We start from the raw sequence: 17562 nt of genomic DNA on the forward strand, positions 1-17562 counted from the left end.
AGGTACATATATCAAGTTGTTTGTGTAAAGAGTATCTGCCGATTATTCTGTAGGAAACTGTGAGTAATACACAATGCCTGAAAGCACAAATACTACGTTAGGAAGTGCCACACCGTTGCCCCACATCTTGTATTCTGCAAAATCGGAGTGGGGATTTATTAACCACTTTCTAATCTGTGAATCAGTCTTTGGTTTTATATCCTTACCGAGTGCTTTTGCATGAGTTTCAAAGATACCCTTCCACAGTGCAATCTCCTCATCGGTAGGTTCTTCTGTTCCAAGGTCATCACACCACCAGTCAGGAAAACCTTGTAGCCTTGCACATTCCGTTGGAGTAAGTCTTCTAACGATATAGTCCTGCTCAAGAATACCGTTCTGAAATCCGGGATTTGTTCCATTTACAAGACAGCCACTTTTTTCTTCCGTGAATGTGATGCATTCGGCTTTCATCTGTGGGTAAAATCCATAGTTTGGACTGTCATTTACAATCGGTGGGTCCTTGTAGTCAGTAGCCACGAGTGTATTTGCAAGTTCCTCTTCAGCTGTTGTAAAGAATGATGCCTTACTTGAACTGAATACCGGATGAGCAACACCACTTGCTCCTGCTGCCACAAGAGTAGGTTCAACTTCTTCTTCAACCTGAAAGCTGAACTTAGCATTGTATCCCTGGTTCATAGCAGGTCTTCCAATACCATATGCAACTCCGTGCTGTTCGGTTGCATTTAAGGTGTACATCACATCGGATTCCTTGTAGCCATAACCTTTGTGGGATGGTCTTGAACCATTGCCCTCAATAACAGCCATGCCACCCTGATTGCATGATGGATTGCCACCATTTCCATCAAGGCATCTGCTCGTTTGAGCCTCATAGAAACCACTGTTAGGGTTTGGTGATTTCATCGCATTGCTGTCCTTGGCACAGATGCCATACACCTTTGGTACAAACAATGTCTGATCATTGTTGCATCCAAGGGTAGCTGATTTGTTATCCTGTATCAAAGCACCTTTGCCACCACCTTCGCAGCCACTTCTTATTTTGAGTGTCTTTGGTGTATGAACCACGAACGGCTGATTATTGCCTCCCGTTCCAAAAGTTGATGAAACTGTCTGTGCCACATCAAGAGGCCCCGTATACCTTGAGTCCTGTGAGTGGTTCTCAAACATTAAGCTGTCAAAGCCTGTTTCTTCAGTGCCTTCTCCAGAACTTCTGGCAGTTTCTTTCCACGGGCAGATGCTCTTCGAAGAATACCCAGACAAGCCTTCTGACTCAAATAGTATTTTTCCGGCACACCAGCCTGCAAAATCTGCGACAAGGTAGATACGTTTTCTTCTCTGGGGTACTCCCCAAAATTGAGCATCAAGCTGTCTCCAAGCGACTGAGAAACCATCTCCCAGGATTTTTCCTGCGTTCTGCCATTTTGAAGATCTAGGCACTGACAACTGTTCGTCTTTGATTTTGCAGATTTCTTCAAGGACGCATCGGAAGTCTTCACCTTTGTTGCTTGAGAATGCTCCGGGGACATTTTCCCAGACGATAAATCTTGGATATTTTCCATTGGTTTTGCACCTCATTTCTTTAATGATTCTGACTGCCTCATAGAACAGACTTGAACGAGAACCATCAAGACCATTTCTTTTGCCGGCCACGGACATATCCTGGCATGGACTTCCAAATGTGATGATATCCACGGGTGGTATCTCTGAACCATTCATGGCAGAAATATCTCCATAGTGTTTCATCTGTGGCAGTCTTTTCGTTGTTACACGAATAGGAAAAGGCTCGATTTCCGATGCCCAGAGTGGGGTGATACCGGAAAGCAAGCCTCCTAAAGGAAACCCTGCAGAGCCATCAAACAGACTCCCAAGGGTCAAATTATTCTGTTGTGTCATCCAATCCCTCCACTTCCTTAACTAAAGCAGAGTATGGAATCTTCTCTCCATCTCTGATTACAAATACACCATTAGCATCTCCCGTGTCTTCCACATATCTTCGAAGAATAACGGATGCGTACTTTTCATCAAGTTCCATCGTGTGGCAGATACGATTTGTCTGCTCACAGGTCATAAGAGTTGAACCACTGCCACCAAAGGTATCAACAACGATTGCATTTTCCTGACTTGAATTACCGATTGGGTAGGCAAGCAAATCAAGAGGCTTTGATGTTGGATGGTTCTTATTCTTTTTAGGCTTATCAAAGTTCCAAATGGTAGTCTGACTTCTTCCTGCCTTTGAACTCCAGTAGTGTTTTCCGTTTTGAAGGAAACCATAAAGCACAGGTTCATGCTGCCACTGATAATCCGAGCGTCCAAGAACAAGTGAGTTCTTTACCCAGATACAGCAGCCGGACAAATGAAAGCCTGCATCGATGAAAGCCTTTCTGAAATTAAGACCTTCTGTGTCTGCATGGAACACATAAGCCGAGCCACCTTTTTCAAGATGCTCGGCCATGTTCCTGAAAGCAGAAAGGAGAAACTCATAGAATTTGTCATTTGCCATTTTATCGTTCTTGATGGATAAGCCATCGGAACTTTCAAATGCTACATTATACGGTGGATCGGTTACGATAAGGTTGGCTTTCTTTCCGTCCATAAGTGTAGCCACATCTTCTTTTGATGTTGCATCACCACACATCAGTCTGTGTCTGCCAACCGTCCATACATCTCCACGCTTAACAAATGCTGCCTTTTCAAGTGCAGCTGATAAATCATAATCATCGTCTTTCACACCGGAAGTATCATCAGAACCAAAAAGGTCTGCGATTTCACTTTCATCAAATCCGGTAAGACCGATATCGAAGTCCTCGCCTTGGAGCACCTCGATTTCAATACGAAGTAACTCTTCGTCCCAGCCTGCATCCATTGCCATTCTGTTGTCGGCAAGGATGTAGGCTTTTTTCTGTGCATCAGTTAAGTAATCAACGAACACACACGGTACTTCAAGAATGCCTTCTTCCTTTGCTGCAAGAATTCTTCCGTGACCTGCGATGACATTGAACTCTCGGTCAATGATTACAGGATTGATAAAACCGAACTCACGAAGAGAAGAACGAAGTTTCATCACCTGTTCAGCAGAGTGGGTTCTTGCATTATTTACATAAGGAATAAGTTTTGAAACAGCTACAAGCTGCATTTCAGTTGTTGTCTTTCCCATACGCCACCTCTAAAAAAGACCCCATTCGGCAAACTTCTCAAAGCCACCGATTGAGGTGATATATTCTCTAGCCTGGGCAACAATCTCTTCATAAGGAATACCATCAACAGAACTGTCACCAATCGCACATACAAGTTCCACAGGCTTTCCGGTTCTCTGTGCTTTAAGGAAAGCATAGATGTTTACAGATACATCTGCCTTGGATAAGTCCTTTCCATGAAGACCACCACCTGTAACGGAGTCTGCCATATCAGAACCAAGCTTACGGTTGGTTGCACCTGTATCCACATCTGTGCCACCAGTCCAGTCACCCAGAGGATTGATTTCTGCCTCACGGTAGATTTTCTTTAAGTGTACTTTTTTCGCATTGCTCTGACAGATGATAAGTCTTGCCTCATCAAGAATGTACTTTCCATCGTATGGATACACCTTGTAGATATCTCTTGCAATCTGGGACAATGCCTTCTGTTCATCAGTAAGTGGCATCCCACGAAAGACACCATTATCTCCACAATGAATGCTCTCTGCCTGATTTCTGGCAAGATGACTATCCTGTGGAACAATCACAATATCTGGTTTCACATTGCCTGCAATACGAGCAATTGCTTTTTCAATATCAGTTTCATCAAGTACAGCTGATGTTTCGATAATCGCATGGCAAATGCCATGTCCAATTAATACTTCAACAGCAATCTTTGGATTTTCTTCTGTCGCATATGCCAAGTCAACAATGGCACCTGCAATTCTGTCTGCCACCTTGTCCGGGTGACCAGAGTTTACTTTTTCAATCATTTTTATTTGCCCTCCCTTGCTCTTAAGAGTCTTTCCATCAGATCATTCTGTGGAGCTGCATCATCATAATCCGTACTGCAGTTTTCCTTAACAATCTGAAATATTTCATTCCAAAGCCTTACGGCCTGGTTCATATAGTTGATGCCAATGTTAATGAACGGAGATGGGATTGGTTTCTGTGTGGTTGGATGCTTAGAAAGAAAACCTAGCTTATTGGTCATCTCCTCACACTGTATCCAACGAGCAGAGCACATCGCATATCTTTCCAATAGCTGTGGGGATACCTTCGATGAGCATCCGATTTTGTTTAGCCAGTTCCATGTTTCCGTATAGATTTCATGAGCCTGCAGTTCGCTTCCGTCTCTCTGTTCTGCAGACAGGAAGTCGTGCGGCTTTGGCATCTCCACACCTTCCACTTCAGGAATATTCAGGACTTCTAATTTTCTGCCACCCGGATTTCCGTTCTTTGCTTTCTCGGATACAGCCGTTTTCTTGCGACCTGCACCAGGTCTTGCACCACCACGGCCACCGATGTTATTCGATTTTGTAGGCACGTCTGCATTCCTCCTTTAATTACCCTTTTGATTTCGCATTTTTCACACGCAAGACCCCACGCCGTTCCACGTTGGTCCCGGTGTTAGAGATTTTGACCGCCCCTGGGGTACTTTTTCATTCATCAATTCGCAGTGTGACACCCTATGACCAGCATTTCCTTTATTATATATATAGGATAAAATTTTTATCTCTATAGAAAAGGATAGTAAATAGCCGTCATAGACCGACACACTTAATACTTATACACATGATGTTTTTTACTTCCGTGATAATCACCGCGTTCGGCATGTATCTTGGCATGACAGCTTTTGCAAAGAGAAATCAGATTGCTTCTGTCATGCGTTCCACCTTCTGACAGTGGTAACTTGTGATGAACCTCATCCACCGGAACGATGATTCCTTTCTCAAAACACAGCTCACAGAATGGATGCGTCTTAACATAGCTGTCACGGATTCGTTTCCAAGCTCGTCCGTACCTGCGGCGTACAGCTTTATCTCTGCCATACTTCTCGTAGGATTGGTTTATTTGTTTTTCATGTTCCTTGCAGTATCTACCTTCTGTTAAATTAGGACAGCCAGAATAACCACACGGTTTCTTTGGTTTTCTTGGCATCTTTTTCACCTCCATCTGGACATAACAAAAGCCTCTGCGGGATTGCTCCTACAAAGGCTTAGTTGTTTTATATATTTTTCTACAATACCATTCTACATCATTTCAATATGAACGGGGAGTGGCCTAGGGGTGATCTAGTGGTGTCCTCTTTCAAAGCTGTCCAATGCACGTCTATGTAGTTTCTTTGTCCAACGCAGTGAGTAATGCATTCGAACAGAAATATCCGGCATTGATAAAAATTCCAAGTACCTATATCTTAGGATCATCTGTTCCATTGGATCTTCCACAACATCAATTGCATTGTCCACTTCGGTTTTAATCTCATCAAGCTTTTTATAATCTTCAACAATCTCTCGCTCTAGATCATCTATCTTTTCTAAGTAGCGGACAAATGGTGCTTTTGTATTTGGATTGCTTGAGAAATGCTCTTCGAACCCCGGTGACGATGGACTGCACGACAATTCTCTGTAAAATCCAAGCTTAATCTTCTTGTCGTTGATTTTATTATTCAGAATAAAAGGTCTGTTTAAAAACTCATTGCCTTGCATACACACCACCTCCGATTCTCGCCTTAACCGCATCGATAAGATCTGTCTGTGTTTTCTCTTTGAGCCTTAGTGCCTTCATCACATCTTCATCAATGGTATCCTTTGAAATAATGTGGTGTATGACAACTGTGGATTTCTGTCCCTGTCTCCATAACCTTGCATTGGTCTGCTGATAGAGTTCCAATGACCAAGTAAGACCAAACCATATAAGGGTCGAACCACCGCTTTGCAAATTTAAGCCATGTCCGGCACTCGCAGGATGAATTACGGCAATCGGTATATCACCGTTATTCCAATCTCTGATATCCTTTGAAGTCTTGATTTCACGAACCTTGAACCTTTCCCTGATTCGCTCCAAATCGTGGTTATACCAGTAAGCCACAAGTACAGGTTTGCCATTTGCACCTTCAATTAAGTCCTCAAGTGCATCAAGCTTACGGTCATGAATATGGAAGACCTCTTTTTCTTCGTTATAGATAGCACCATTAGCCATCTGCAGAAGTTTGCCTGAAAGAGCAGTTGCATTTGCAGCATCAATCTCTTCATCTTCTAGAGACACCACCATTTCCTGTCTTAATTCGTCATATACAGACCATTCCTTTTCTGAAAGCTTTACTTCCACTTCGTTCATAATGCATTCAGGCATTTTTAGGAAATCTGCTGACTTCATGGAAATCGTAATATCCGATATCAGTCTGTAGATGGCATCTTCCGCACCAGGTCTTGGTTTATAGAAAAATATCATCTGCTGATTTCGTTTATCCGGCACAAAGAAATTCATACGATAATGTGTGATGTATCTTCCGAGCCTTTCTCCCATGTCAAGGATTCTGAACTCTGCCCATAAATCCATAAGTCCATTACTGCTTGGAGTTCCTGTAAGACCCACGATTCTTTTTACCTTTGGTCTTACTTTAAGAAGGCTCTTGAATCGTTTAGCCGATGCCGACTTGAATGACGATAATTCATCTATTACAACCATATCAAAATCGAATGGAAAGCCACTCTTGTTGATAAGCCAGTCCACATTTTCTCTGTTGATAAGAAAAATACCTGCACTTTTTCTTAATGCCTCTTTTCGCTCCGACTCTGTACCTATAACCACCGAATAGGTCAGTCCCTTTAAGTGATCCCACTTTTCTATTTCAGCAGGCCATGTATCTCTTGCTACTCGGAGGGGTGCAATGACCAGAACCTTTCCAACTTCAAATCGGTTATAGAGAAGTTCAAATACAGCCGTTAAGGTAATCACACTCTTTCCGAGTCCCATTTCTAAAAGGACTGCTGCCACAGGATGTTCCAGTACAAAGTTTGTTGCATAAGTCTGATAATCATGAGGATTGTATTTCATCAATGACACCCCCAATCACATCAGTGTTATCAACCACATAGCAGGTAAACCCCAAAGCTGATAACTGTTTCATTCTTCTTTTTTGTAAGGCTCTCGGTTTCTTGCCAGGAGCCTTGAGTTCTATAAAAGCCATTCTCCCTTTTGGAAGAAGAACCAGTCTGTCCGGCACTCCGTCAAATCCGGGAGATGTAAATTTGATGCAGAAACCACCTGCAAGCTTTACAGCCTTTACAAGTTTCTGCTCTACTTCTTTTTCACGCATTCGTGCCACCTCCATCAATGCTGAATTTGATGGTGTGACAGGGTAAGACTGTCATTTCCTATACTTTATATATAGACTTAATTTTTTTACTCTATAGAAAAGGATAGTAAATAGCCGTCATTAACTGTCACACCTACTGTCATTAGTCCTCTTCCATAAATTCTGTCTTGAGTCTTAAACCTTTAATGTATCTTCCCTTACGGTCACGGTATCTTTCAAATCCGACCGTTTCCAAAGCTGTGTAGAAATCAGTTGTACTTCTTGTAAACTCACCCACCTGGGTACAGAAAATTCGATACTCGTTATATACCTCGCTCGACTTTGCCACATAGGCAGGGTCAAGTTCGCAGCGTTCACTTAAAAAGTAGGAAAGCCAGTCATTACTTTCCTTATAATGCTCAATAGCATCACGCACCTTCTGTGGCAGGTCAATCTTATAGTTGTCTGCGATTACCTTTCTTGCACCTTCGATAACCCATGTAAGGATTGCACCACCTGCCTTTTCAAACAGATAATCTGCGAAGTTTTTGATATCAGCACTTCCTTCAATCTTGGCATCAAATGGGATAACTATAAGTCTTCTCCAGGTACCCTTGTCGATAGCACCGACCTTTGGCAGGTGGTTGGTATAAAGCACAAGTGTATGTGTCGGAGTATATGAGAACGGATCTTTATACTTCTTTTCAGCATAGATTTCATCTGTAGAACAGAGCTGCTTAACATTGGCAGTATTCAATCTCATACCTTCTTCAAGTTCTGCTGCAATGAGCATTCTCTTACCCTTTGCCTCGGCAAGTTCTGGCTTGACATTTCTTCTGCATCCAACGGTAAGCATATCGGCAGAGATGTTTCCTGAATATGTACCAAGAACCCTTGCGATAACATTCCAGAATGTAGACTTACCATTGCGGCCTTCTCCATATGCGATAATGAGTGCCTCCACATACACCTTGCCGATTGCAGAAAGACCAACCATTCTCTGAACATAATCGATAAGGTCTGTATCCTTTAAAAAGAATGTATCAAGTGCAGCTGCCCAAATATCGGCTCCATCACTTGATGGGTCAACGATTGTCTGTTTTGTGATGAAATGCTCCGGTCTGTGTTCCATTGGGAACTTGGTGCCCTGTCTTAAATCATAGGTAAGAGTCGGTGTGTTCAGCATAAACTCATCGGCATCAAGGTTTCTCTGTTCCACTTCAAGCATCGGACGAGCCTCTTTTAATGTGGCAGCAATGTTCTTCGTATCTCTTCTCTTAATGGCATACTTCTTATAGACAGAAGCATCTTCATACATCTCATAAGCATGAGCCTGCTGTTTATTGAACATCTGCACAGCTTTTTTCGGACCCACGGATACAAGAATTTCCATGCCACCATTCTTTACAAGTTCATCCATAGCCTTCTTCATTTCGGTTTCAGCCTCTGCAAGCTGTCTTTCCGTCAAGTCTTGGGAAACACCCTGGGACTTTGGTTTTGACTCTTCCCAGAAACTGCCGTTGTAGACCATGTAATCAGTCGATGGGGAATAGCGAAGGATATCCTTATACTCAGTTGCAAGAACAGTAGCCTGTCCCACATCCGAGAAATCATTCGGCTTTAATCTGCAGTCAGAGTTGTACTGTTCAGGAGGAATGTAGCCTTCCTGGTTTGACACCTTGTTACCGAACTTCGATGCACTTCTCCATATCACCTTGAGTTCACTTTCAGGAAGTGGTGGATTACAGAGTTCTGCCTTCTTAAGGAATATCTGATAAGCATCTTCTGTATTTCCATATCTCTTGATAATCTTTCCGGCAATGTGACTCATAGTACTGTTACGCTGACCTTCCGGCACTTGCTCAAGGCTTGCATCGAAATCAGCAAAATCATCCTCTTCCAGGTAATCAATAATAGTCTTGTCACCCTCATAGAACTCCACTTCATCAGAGTCATTTCCATAAAGGAAACGAGCCGAATCAAGTGCGTTGGTATCGTAATAAGGAAAAGTGTCTGCAATCCTGCGTTTCATATCTGCATACTCCTGTTCATCCGATACAATCTCAATAGGGAAGAAGATATGAAATCTTGGTCTAGCAGACTTATCTCCCTTTGGAAGGTTGTTGTGTCTGCTGTAAGATACAGCGAAAGCAACACCCGGTATTTCAAGTGCTATATCAAGAGGGGTTACCCATTCATTTGGGTTATCCGAATGGTCATTGTCACAGTCAAGCGGAATACAGTCGGAGGACTCGAAATTATCCTTACTTCGATAATTTCCTTTATACTTTGCAGTTACATGATCCATCTTCGTTGCTTTGATAAAGGACTCTTTATCCGTCACAATATTCTTATTGGGATACAGACAGTTACCGCTGTTGCCGACACAGTCTGCTGAATAAACAGTGAAATTAATCATATTCTCCGACCTCCTTCAAATCCTGAGTAAACCATCTGATCTTCATTCTTCTTTTCTTTGCAACACTAATCTCACGAGCCATGCCTCGGCTTATCACACCACCGAATACCCAGACCTCTGTGCATTTGCCAAGAAGTACATAATTGAAATGCATAGCCATCTCTCTTTCCGATGCATTCCCATCATCCATGAACTGCGGATATAAAAGATGAGGTGTTACCGGGATAGCATTTTCATCAACAGCAAATCTGCTGTATCGTTTTGCATTCTTTACATTAGTTTCAATATCACCTGCATACGGACTGCACACATACACCAAAGGAAGATAGGCAGCCTTTTTATCAGCTGCCATTTCCTCACGATGAATGTTGGTAAGAGCCTCATATGTAGTCAGGTCGGAATAACCCTCATGATTAAACTTATCAATGCCCATATCTTTTAATCCTCCTGTTCAATGACTGGTAAGATGCCTTCGTTCTTCAGAAGGTCATAAAGGAAAAGTCTGCCCTTCTGTGTCCAATAGGTATGCATCACACTTCTGCTCTCATCAATTGCATAGGTACGTGATTGTGTGTATCCGCATTCTGCATACTGCTGATATAAAAGCCATGTCTTTCTGAACTTGTACTGAACTCCAAGTTCATGAAGAAGTTCATTGAACTTGCGGCCGCTCATACCGTAGTCCTTTGCAATCTGTGTAATAGGAACTGTGTTCTTGTTCTGTAAAATAAGGTCATAGTAGCTTGCCTTTGGCTGCATCTCTGCAATCTGCTGACGCTGAATAAGCGTCTGACATTCAAGCTGTTTTCTTCTCTCACGCTCTTCTTTAAGCTGTGTAAGTGCTGCAATCGCAAGATCAGGATTTTCCAAAATCTCATCGATGGCATACATTCCATGCTTACGGATAGCCGGAAGAACCTCTGCCGTTACCCAATGTTTGAACTTCTTCGCATTAGGCATTTTGCTTGAAAGGATAAGACTGTAAAGACCTGACTCATTGATCATGACTAAATTCTGCGTTCCACCAGGGGTGTCGCATTTTGCTACCCCCTTGTCTTCATCATCAACGTGCTTGTTAATAGCATCTCTCGGATTGCTGTATCCAAGAATTGTTGCTATATCCTTTGCAACAAACATAACCTCACCGTTTACAGTTGCTGTTCTTACAGAGCCAAACTCTGTGCTGTTAAATACTTGTAATTCCATACGAATTACCTCCTTAAATTAATTTCTCGGAGGTGTTACCCTTCTACCTGGTAGCCTTGGGAGAAGGGTTAAAAGGACGTTTTTGAAAATATTTTTTTTAATTTGTTGATTGCACGTCTGTAACGATGACTGACATTATTGGCATCATCACCAATTTCTGCTGCATACTCACCAACGGTGTAACCGTCAAGGGCAATAGCAATTACCATATCTGCCTGCGCAGGTTTAAGAAGACTTCTCAAAGTTTCACAGCACTCTTCGTATTCAAGCTGGTTATGTACTCCATCAATTGAACTGTTAAAGGCTGACTTATCAGTTGCTCTGAACATGATTGCCTCTTCTGTGTTGACCTCAACTGTCCCGTCCTTGCTCTTCATATAAGCGTTGCCAGTATGACGGTCATGCTTGTGCCAACTGTTGTAATCGGGTCTGTTAAATCTCTCTTCGATTACATCTTGGATTCTCTTTTCGTAGTCTTCCTGACTTTCTTCTTCTGAAATGGAGATATTTAACCATTTCTCCAATTCCATGTTTTCGACCTCAAGTGTCTGATACTCGTTCTCGTAACGAATCTTGATTTTCATAAAGTTCCTGCCTTTCTGCCTGGTTCTTGCAGAAGGGCATAGGAAACAAATAGGGTTGTTGCTTATAGAAGTACCGACCCATGAAATGCCTGAAAAAGAGCATAAGGAAATAAGGGTACTTCTATCGCACCTTTCACAGGTTGTCCTGTGATTGATGCCGATATCTGTATCCCAATGCCCTTATAGCTAATCAGGCCTTGTGATATTTATTTTTAAGTGCCTCTGGCACTTAGTTGAATTCACCTAATGAACTCAACTAAAGGTCAGAGAGGTAAAATAACTACATTTGTAAATTTTCTCTGTGAACGCATATTAACAAACTGTGAAAGTGTAGATTTTTGCGTTCTTTTCTGATATAATATTGAGTAGAACAATTTCCCAATACAGCCTTACAAGTAGCAAGCGCTCGCTGTTTGCTTTTTACACTTCACATTATAGATAAGTGGGTCGGTAGAACTTGGTAGTGGCTGGTAGGCTTCGGTAGTCTTGGGTGTAATGAAGAAAGAGGTGGATTATGGAATTCACAGAATTTGCAGAAATACTAAAACCCATCATCGGTGGTTCATACAGCACTCATGTTTTTACCAAAACACTGTTTGAATCAATCATCACTGAAGAGGGTTTATTACAAATTGAAGATATAAGTGAAAACACTTTTAAGGCCTATTACAATGGCAATACTAAAATTACAAATATAGCAAAGCGTGTTTTACCACACATTGAGCCGGAACAGTTCATTTCGTATTTAGATAATTTTCAAGAAGCAACAACGCAAAGGTTGTGCGATGCTTTTCAAACTCATATAGAAGATATAAACCTGTACAATGCTTCAGAGAAAATCGCATATTTGTTTGAAGAGATTCTTACAACGACTGCTGTGCAAAAAAGAAAAAGCACTCCGAAGAGTGCTAAAAAAGACAGTGAAAAAACGCCACATGATATTCTTACCGAGAAAGTCTTGGCTTCAGGACAGGCTATTGCGGATGTATGGGGTAATGCTATTTCAAATTTAGTTGGTCCCACTACTTCAACTGACACGCTTGACGAGAATAGACTAAATCCAAAAGATTATGCCTTTCTTGAACGATTCAAAAGTCAGGTTGAACCCCTTCTCACATATTGTATGGATCATGACCCTACAGGAGAAGGAACAAAGTTATCACTTGCTGACGAAATTAATGATTTTCTTCAATCATGGAAATATGATGTGCGAAAAATTCAAGATGCCTGTTTAAGAAAGCTTGTAGTTGATGCAATGCAGGTACTTGGAGATTACACTTACTACATTTCAGATAAGTTTTTACGATGGATTCCTGATACTGATATTCTTTGGTTTAGGAACGAATCCATTGAAGAAGGTAATCAGCTACGTGATGTCCTTCGGCCAGAGACTATAAAAAAGCGAACTGAAATGAAAGATATTTATGTGCGTTTATATCCAATCCCCGAGGATAATACAGATACGAACGCACTTGAGATTCCGAGTAAGCAAACTACAAATGAGTCTCCATACTCTTCGGCGGACATTTTACTGCTTGAAGAATTCACTGCAGATTATGACGAAATCATGGTTACTCTCATCGGAGAAAACTATGCTGAGTCATTAATCGACATGACTCTGCCATCTAAAATAAAAGACTTGTATGAAGCCAAATGGATGTCAAAAGCAGATACATTTGCTGATCCATCTTTAAAATCATATGTTTTTGGGTTACTTGGAGAATTAAACAATGTAAGCAATAGCTTCTTAGCTAGTGGTTCTGCAACTCCTTTTTTAGGAAGTTCCAGAACCAAAATACGCAATTTGTATGTAAAGCTTCATCCCGACCAGTTTGCCGGAACATTTCCGTATGATGCATTTATCGATGACTGGGACGATGGAGAAAATTATTAATCGGAAAGGAGGATGTTGATGCCATCGATTGATGAATCCATCCGTAAAATAGACAACGTCATATGTAGGCATTTAGATGAAATAGAAAACAATTCTCGTGGTGCTATTTCTCAAGATATTTTAGAGCAGCTGACAAAGTTCGTAAATCATGTCATGCTCAAGTTTTATGCCAACGGCAGAGAAATACCTATCACTGCCGAAAACATAGCAAAGGCCACAGAGTTTGCACAGATAAACAGTGAACTGTACACTTTATATAAATTCCATAATTACCTGGAAGTAGTCACCACACAATATACATTGGATGAAGACGGCTCCGAACGATTAATGCTTAAGTATTATCAATACCTGTTAGAAGCAAAGAATCTTATCTGGCACTACTTTGGTATTGAGGTACTGCATAATTTAGATAAGTTTCCTCTTCATCTAGATGATACCTTACAGGAATACTATAAAAAGATTTCTGAAAAAATAGAACGATATCCAGTGGAATTCAAAGCTGAAAAAAATGACAAATACTATATTCAGAAAATTAAGCCACTGTTTGTTAACAGACACATATATTATGAAATCACATTTACACCAATAGATGATAGAAAAAACAAGTCCAAATCTAATAGGGTAATTGCTTTTACTAAACTACCAATCAAAAGCAATTACGCATCAAAGTTTCATCTCGTACATGAGACTATCGAGATATTAGGAAAAACAATGCCTATCATTATTATTGACGGCTGGGAGGTCTCCATTCGTGACTGTGAATTTCAAAATTTTATTAAACTGATAAAAGGAGAGAAAAAAAGAGTACCATATCCAGAGCAACGCTTAATCTGTGAGTTCCTTACCAGAACAAAATACACTTTGACTGCTCTAATGGACTTCCCGGATAAAGCATATGATAGGCTTACTCTTGAATGGAAAAATAGCCTTAAGTCTATGGTATTTATTCCTATTTTAGATTACTGCAGAGAACTTATTCGAAATGGTCGTAACGGAAAGAATGTGCTGCGATACCTTCTCTATAACATGAACAATGTTATTATTAAAGGTCAATATTCGGACGGCTACTATAGCAAATATTATGAAGAATGGGTACACGCCGGAAACAGTCATCTTTCTAATTTATATTTATCAAACGGTTGCAGGCAGTTTGATTCTTTACCATTTAACAGATCTCCTGTTGGACATAATCCAAAACTAGGTGCTGTTTTTGATTGTATTCCGTGTAAAGACAAACGCCCAGAATTGTTCGCAAGATTTATAAGGAACAACACTGAAGGTAGAGGACAACTCTTTACTGATGTTGATGAACTAGGTAATTTTCCTGATTACCCAAGACTCATCGAACAGTATAACGATAGCCTTTATTCAGGGCACAGACCTGAAAGTGATTTAATGCTTGAACATAATCAAGTATTTATAAACGATTACAAACTCGATACTTGCACTGTAATTGAAAAATTACAAGAGTTGGCAGAATCAGGTATTGAGAACTACAGTGCCGATGTTGAAATTTGGCTGATGTTCGATGATTACGAAATTGACTGCGATGAAAAGAAAGACATCATTACCCGTATATTTTCGGAATCAAAGGTTGGTGTGATATACGGTTCAGCAGGTGTAGGAAAATCTACGCTAATAAACCATGTTTCTCACTACTTAAATGATGATTCCAAGCTATACCTTACACAAACAAATCCAGCAAAAGAGAACCTGATGCGAAAGATTGATGCAGAAAATACAACTTTCTCAACAATTGAAAGTTTCAAACGTCAAGGGTCTGCTTTTGCGAAGTATAAATTATTGGTTATTGATGAGTGTAGTACCGTCAGCAACAAAGATATGGTTGAGGTTCTTCAAAAGGCAAATTTTGAAATGCTTTTATTGGTTGGAGATACTTATCAGATTGATGCGATTCAATTTGGAAATTGGTTCTCGGTATTAAAAGCATTTTTACCAGAAAGTGCTGTATTTGAACTAACCCAGCCCCATCGAACAAAGGATGAACGATTACTTGAACTGTGGGATAAGGTCAGACAGATGGATGATACTGCAAAAGAAGTCATCGAAAGAGAAAGCTACTCCTTAAAAGTAGATGAATCCCTTCTCTCTTCTCTTGAACCCGGAGAGGCTATCCTCTGCCTAAACTACGATGGTTTATATGGAATCAACAACATCAATAGATTCCTACAGGAAAGCAATCCTAATCCTGCTGTTCAATGGGACATTCAACAGTATAAAGTTGGAGACCCGATTCTCTTCCTTGATTCAGATAGGTTCTTCCCTGTCATACACAATAATATGAAGGGAATAATCAAGGGAATAGAAATCTTAGACCCCGGCACTCATGAAGAACGCATTCAGTTTGATGTTGAGATACCTAAGGCAGTAGATGAAAGTGATCTCCGGCGTATTAATCTCGAACTACTTGAATGTTGGGAAAGCAAAGGAAAATCGTTAGTTAGATTTTGTGTTCACAAATTAAAGAGTGCTGACGAAGATGGAGATGAAAGTACCTCATTCACTGTTGTACCATTCCAAATTGCTTATGCTGTATCAATACACAAAGCACAAGGTCTTGAATATGACTCTGTAAAGATAGTTATTACCGATGAGGTGGAAGAATTAGTAACTCACAATATCTTCTACACTGCTATCACAAGAGCCAGAGAAAAATTAAAAATCTACTGGACTCCTGAAGTCGAGGAAAAGGTTATTAACCGAATCAGACCACGAGATATCAGTAAAGATGTAGAACTCTTAAAAAACTATCTCACAGAAAAACAGCAAGAAGAATCATTTGATTTTTGGTTGTAAAGCAAGGAGGTTAATTATGCGAATCAGTTATAACAAATTGTGGAAAATGTTAATCGACAAAGAAATGAATAAAAATGATCTTAAGGATGCTGCTGGAATCAGTGCAGCTTCCATAGCCAAACTTGGCAAAGGTGCAAACATCACAACTGATGTTCTTCTCAAAATCTGTGAGGCTATGGATTGTAAGTTGGAAGACATCATGGAAACGATAAAGGATTAAACCAAGGAGGAAATAAACTATGTCAAAAGCTTCAGACGCATTTGAAAATGAAATAGTCACAATGGTTAGTAAACACATTGGAGAAAGTCTACCATCAACTCTACCTGATTGGATGCTTAAGGAAGGAATTATTCCTGGTGCTAAAATAGTATCCGTTGATGGAATTGGTAGTAAAAGCAAAGATAATAAAACTGATGTTATTATCAAATTAAGCGAGGGAGAGCCAATTAAAATTTCTGCCAAACTTAGAAATGCAGATTATTTCGGAAATTGGTATGGACATAAAAGATTCATAGCTGAGTTTGGAACGGCAGCTTTTGAAAGAATGACAAAGGCATCTACCGTTTGGGCTAACGAATGGGCAAAAACTGCAACTGCACCTTATGTTGGCGTAAGTATATGCTTTGGAAGAAGATCTGGAAAAACCGGGCAAGACTTTCTAGATATATTTACTGCTGATGATATTCTCACAGTTGCTCGTGGTTTTGGAAGCGGAGACCACGTTGCTAACTGTATGTATATTTCAAACAATAGTGCAAGTACTATTCAGTCTTTGATTAACAACATCGAGGAAATTACAACTGAATCTGTTAATGCAGCAACTGAAAGTTTCAAGGTTGCTCATAGACCTATAAATCCAATTACAGAAGGCACAAACCGTGGAAAGAACGTGTATATTCGATTCAAACCGTACCAAAAATTAGCCACCAAAACAGTAATACGCAATCCAAAAGAACTCTTTAAGTTAGGTGAGTTTGTTGAAGTAGAACCTAGTGCATTAAATCATAATCATATACTTGATGATTTAGAAGCAAATTACAATATCGTAATTCCAAGAAAAGGAAGATAGAAAATAAGGAGACTGTTCACTCATATGTAAGCGTCAAAGAAAGTACGTCTACAATAAAAAATTTAGTTCTGATACAATAAAGCCAATAGCATAATATAACTCTTATGCTATTGGCTAAAATTTCATATTTATTTACTTTGAACTTTAAGATCTTCTGGTAGCGATTTGGACCATGGCATAATATCTTCTATTGAAGTTGTTTCATTTGATAATCCATTCATTAAATACACTAAGTACTTTTCTACAGAAAGGCCATAACTTTTAGCAGTTTCAATTATGCTGTAAATAGTTGCGCTTGCTTGTGCACCTTTGCCAGTGTTG

Annotated in this window: 16 protein-coding genes and 1 pseudogene; 4 read left to right on the forward strand and 13 right to left on the reverse strand. The window is 40.3% G+C overall.

The window, feature by feature from the left end:
* Positions 1 to 42: 42 nt before the first annotated feature.
* The 12 genes from BUB34_RS09160 to BUB34_RS09215 all read right to left on the reverse strand — a co-directional run bounded on the left by BUB34_RS09160 (position 43) and on the right by BUB34_RS09215 (position 11460).
* On the reverse strand, positions 43 to 1890 hold the full coding sequence (locus BUB34_RS09160) for a DNA cytosine methyltransferase (RefSeq protein ID WP_073126657.1): 1848 nt from the start codon (positions 1888 to 1890) through the stop codon (positions 43 to 45).
* Positions 1874 to 3151, reverse strand: coding sequence for a site-specific DNA-methyltransferase (locus BUB34_RS09165; protein ID WP_073126659.1), 1278 nt, complete (start codon positions 3149 to 3151; stop codon positions 1874 to 1876). Before BUB34_RS09165 ends, BUB34_RS09160 begins: the two co-directional genes overlap by 17 nt.
* A 9-nt stretch (positions 3152 to 3160) precedes the next feature.
* Positions 3161 to 3943: an S-adenosylmethionine synthetase N-terminal domain-containing protein gene (locus tag BUB34_RS09170; protein WP_073126661.1), complete on the reverse strand. Its 783-nt coding sequence runs from the start codon at positions 3941 to 3943 to the stop codon at positions 3161 to 3163.
* 2 nt (positions 3944 to 3945) lie between these two features.
* Positions 3946 to 4497 (reverse strand): terminase, encoded by a 552-nt coding sequence (locus BUB34_RS09175; RefSeq protein WP_073126663.1) that lies wholly within the window; start codon positions 4495 to 4497, stop codon positions 3946 to 3948.
* 233 nt (positions 4498 to 4730) lie between these two features.
* Entirely contained in the window at positions 4731 to 5111 is a 381-nt protein-coding gene (locus BUB34_RS09180; RefSeq protein WP_073126666.1) for an HNH endonuclease, read from the reverse strand.
* A gap of 134 nt (positions 5112 to 5245) precedes the next feature.
* Positions 5246 to 5659: an RNA polymerase sigma factor sigma-70 region 4 domain-containing protein gene (locus BUB34_RS09185; protein ID WP_073126668.1), complete on the reverse strand. Its 414-nt coding sequence runs from the start codon at positions 5657 to 5659 to the stop codon at positions 5246 to 5248.
* Positions 5646 to 7010 carry an SNF2-related protein gene (locus BUB34_RS09190; protein ID WP_073126670.1) on the reverse strand — a complete coding sequence of 455 codons (1365 nt, stop codon included), beginning with the start codon at positions 7008 to 7010 and terminating at the stop codon, positions 5646 to 5648. Before BUB34_RS09190 ends, BUB34_RS09185 begins: the two co-directional genes overlap by 14 nt.
* Complete coding sequence (locus BUB34_RS09195) at positions 6991 to 7272, reverse strand: VRR-NUC domain-containing protein (RefSeq protein ID WP_073126672.1); 282 nt, start codon at positions 7270 to 7272, stop codon at positions 6991 to 6993. Before BUB34_RS09195 ends, BUB34_RS09190 begins: the two co-directional genes overlap by 20 nt.
* 142 nt (positions 7273 to 7414) lie before the next feature.
* Positions 7415 to 9670 carry a phage/plasmid primase, P4 family gene (locus BUB34_RS09200; protein WP_073126674.1) on the reverse strand — a complete coding sequence of 752 codons (2256 nt, stop codon included), beginning with the start codon at positions 9668 to 9670 and terminating at the stop codon, positions 7415 to 7417.
* A complete protein-coding gene (locus BUB34_RS09205; protein ID WP_073126676.1) occupies positions 9663 to 10103 on the reverse strand; it encodes a DUF7768 domain-containing protein in 441 nt (146 codons plus the stop codon). The genes BUB34_RS09200 and BUB34_RS09205 overlap by 8 nt, the downstream gene beginning before the upstream one ends.
* 5 nt (positions 10104 to 10108) lie before the next feature.
* Positions 10109 to 10876, reverse strand: a complete 768-nt coding sequence (locus BUB34_RS09210; RefSeq protein WP_073126678.1) for a phage antirepressor — start codon at positions 10874 to 10876, stop codon at positions 10109 to 10111.
* Between the two features lie 68 nt (positions 10877 to 10944).
* The gene (locus BUB34_RS09215) at positions 10945 to 11460 is read right to left on the reverse strand and encodes a hypothetical protein (protein WP_073126679.1); all 516 of its coding nucleotides are present in this window, start codon (positions 11458 to 11460) and stop codon (positions 10945 to 10947) included.
* Positions 11461 to 11974: 514 nt separating this feature from the next.
* On the opposite strand from BUB34_RS09215, the gene BUB34_RS09220 reads away from it, so the two are divergent.
* Genes BUB34_RS09220 through BUB34_RS09235 form a run of 4 tightly spaced genes read left to right on the forward strand, consistent with a single transcriptional unit; the run spans position 11975 to position 17241 of the window.
* Positions 11975 to 13354 carry a hypothetical protein gene (locus BUB34_RS09220; protein ID WP_073126681.1) on the forward strand — a complete coding sequence of 460 codons (1380 nt, stop codon included), beginning with the start codon at positions 11975 to 11977 and terminating at the stop codon, positions 13352 to 13354.
* Positions 13355 to 13372: 18 nt separating this feature from the next.
* Complete coding sequence (locus BUB34_RS09225; protein WP_073126683.1) at positions 13373 to 16171, forward strand: ATP-dependent DNA helicase; 2799 nt, start codon at positions 13373 to 13375, stop codon at positions 16169 to 16171.
* 16 nt (positions 16172 to 16187) lie between these two features.
* Positions 16188 to 16391 carry a helix-turn-helix domain-containing protein gene (locus BUB34_RS09230; protein WP_073126685.1) on the forward strand — a complete coding sequence of 68 codons (204 nt, stop codon included), beginning with the start codon at positions 16188 to 16190 and terminating at the stop codon, positions 16389 to 16391.
* A 19-nt stretch (positions 16392 to 16410) separates the two neighbouring features.
* On the forward strand, positions 16411 to 17241 hold the full coding sequence (locus tag BUB34_RS09235; protein WP_073126686.1) for a hypothetical protein: 831 nt from the start codon (positions 16411 to 16413) through the stop codon (positions 17239 to 17241).
* 128 nt (positions 17242 to 17369) lie between these two features.
* Here BUB34_RS09235 and BUB34_RS13245 read toward each other — a convergent pair.
* Positions 17370 to 17562, reverse strand: a pseudogene (locus BUB34_RS13245) (IS66 family transposase); the annotation flags it as partial.

This window comes from Asaccharospora irregularis DSM 2635, assembly GCF_900129815.1.
Lineage (GTDB): Bacteria > Bacillota > Clostridia > Peptostreptococcales > Peptostreptococcaceae > Asaccharospora > Asaccharospora irregularis.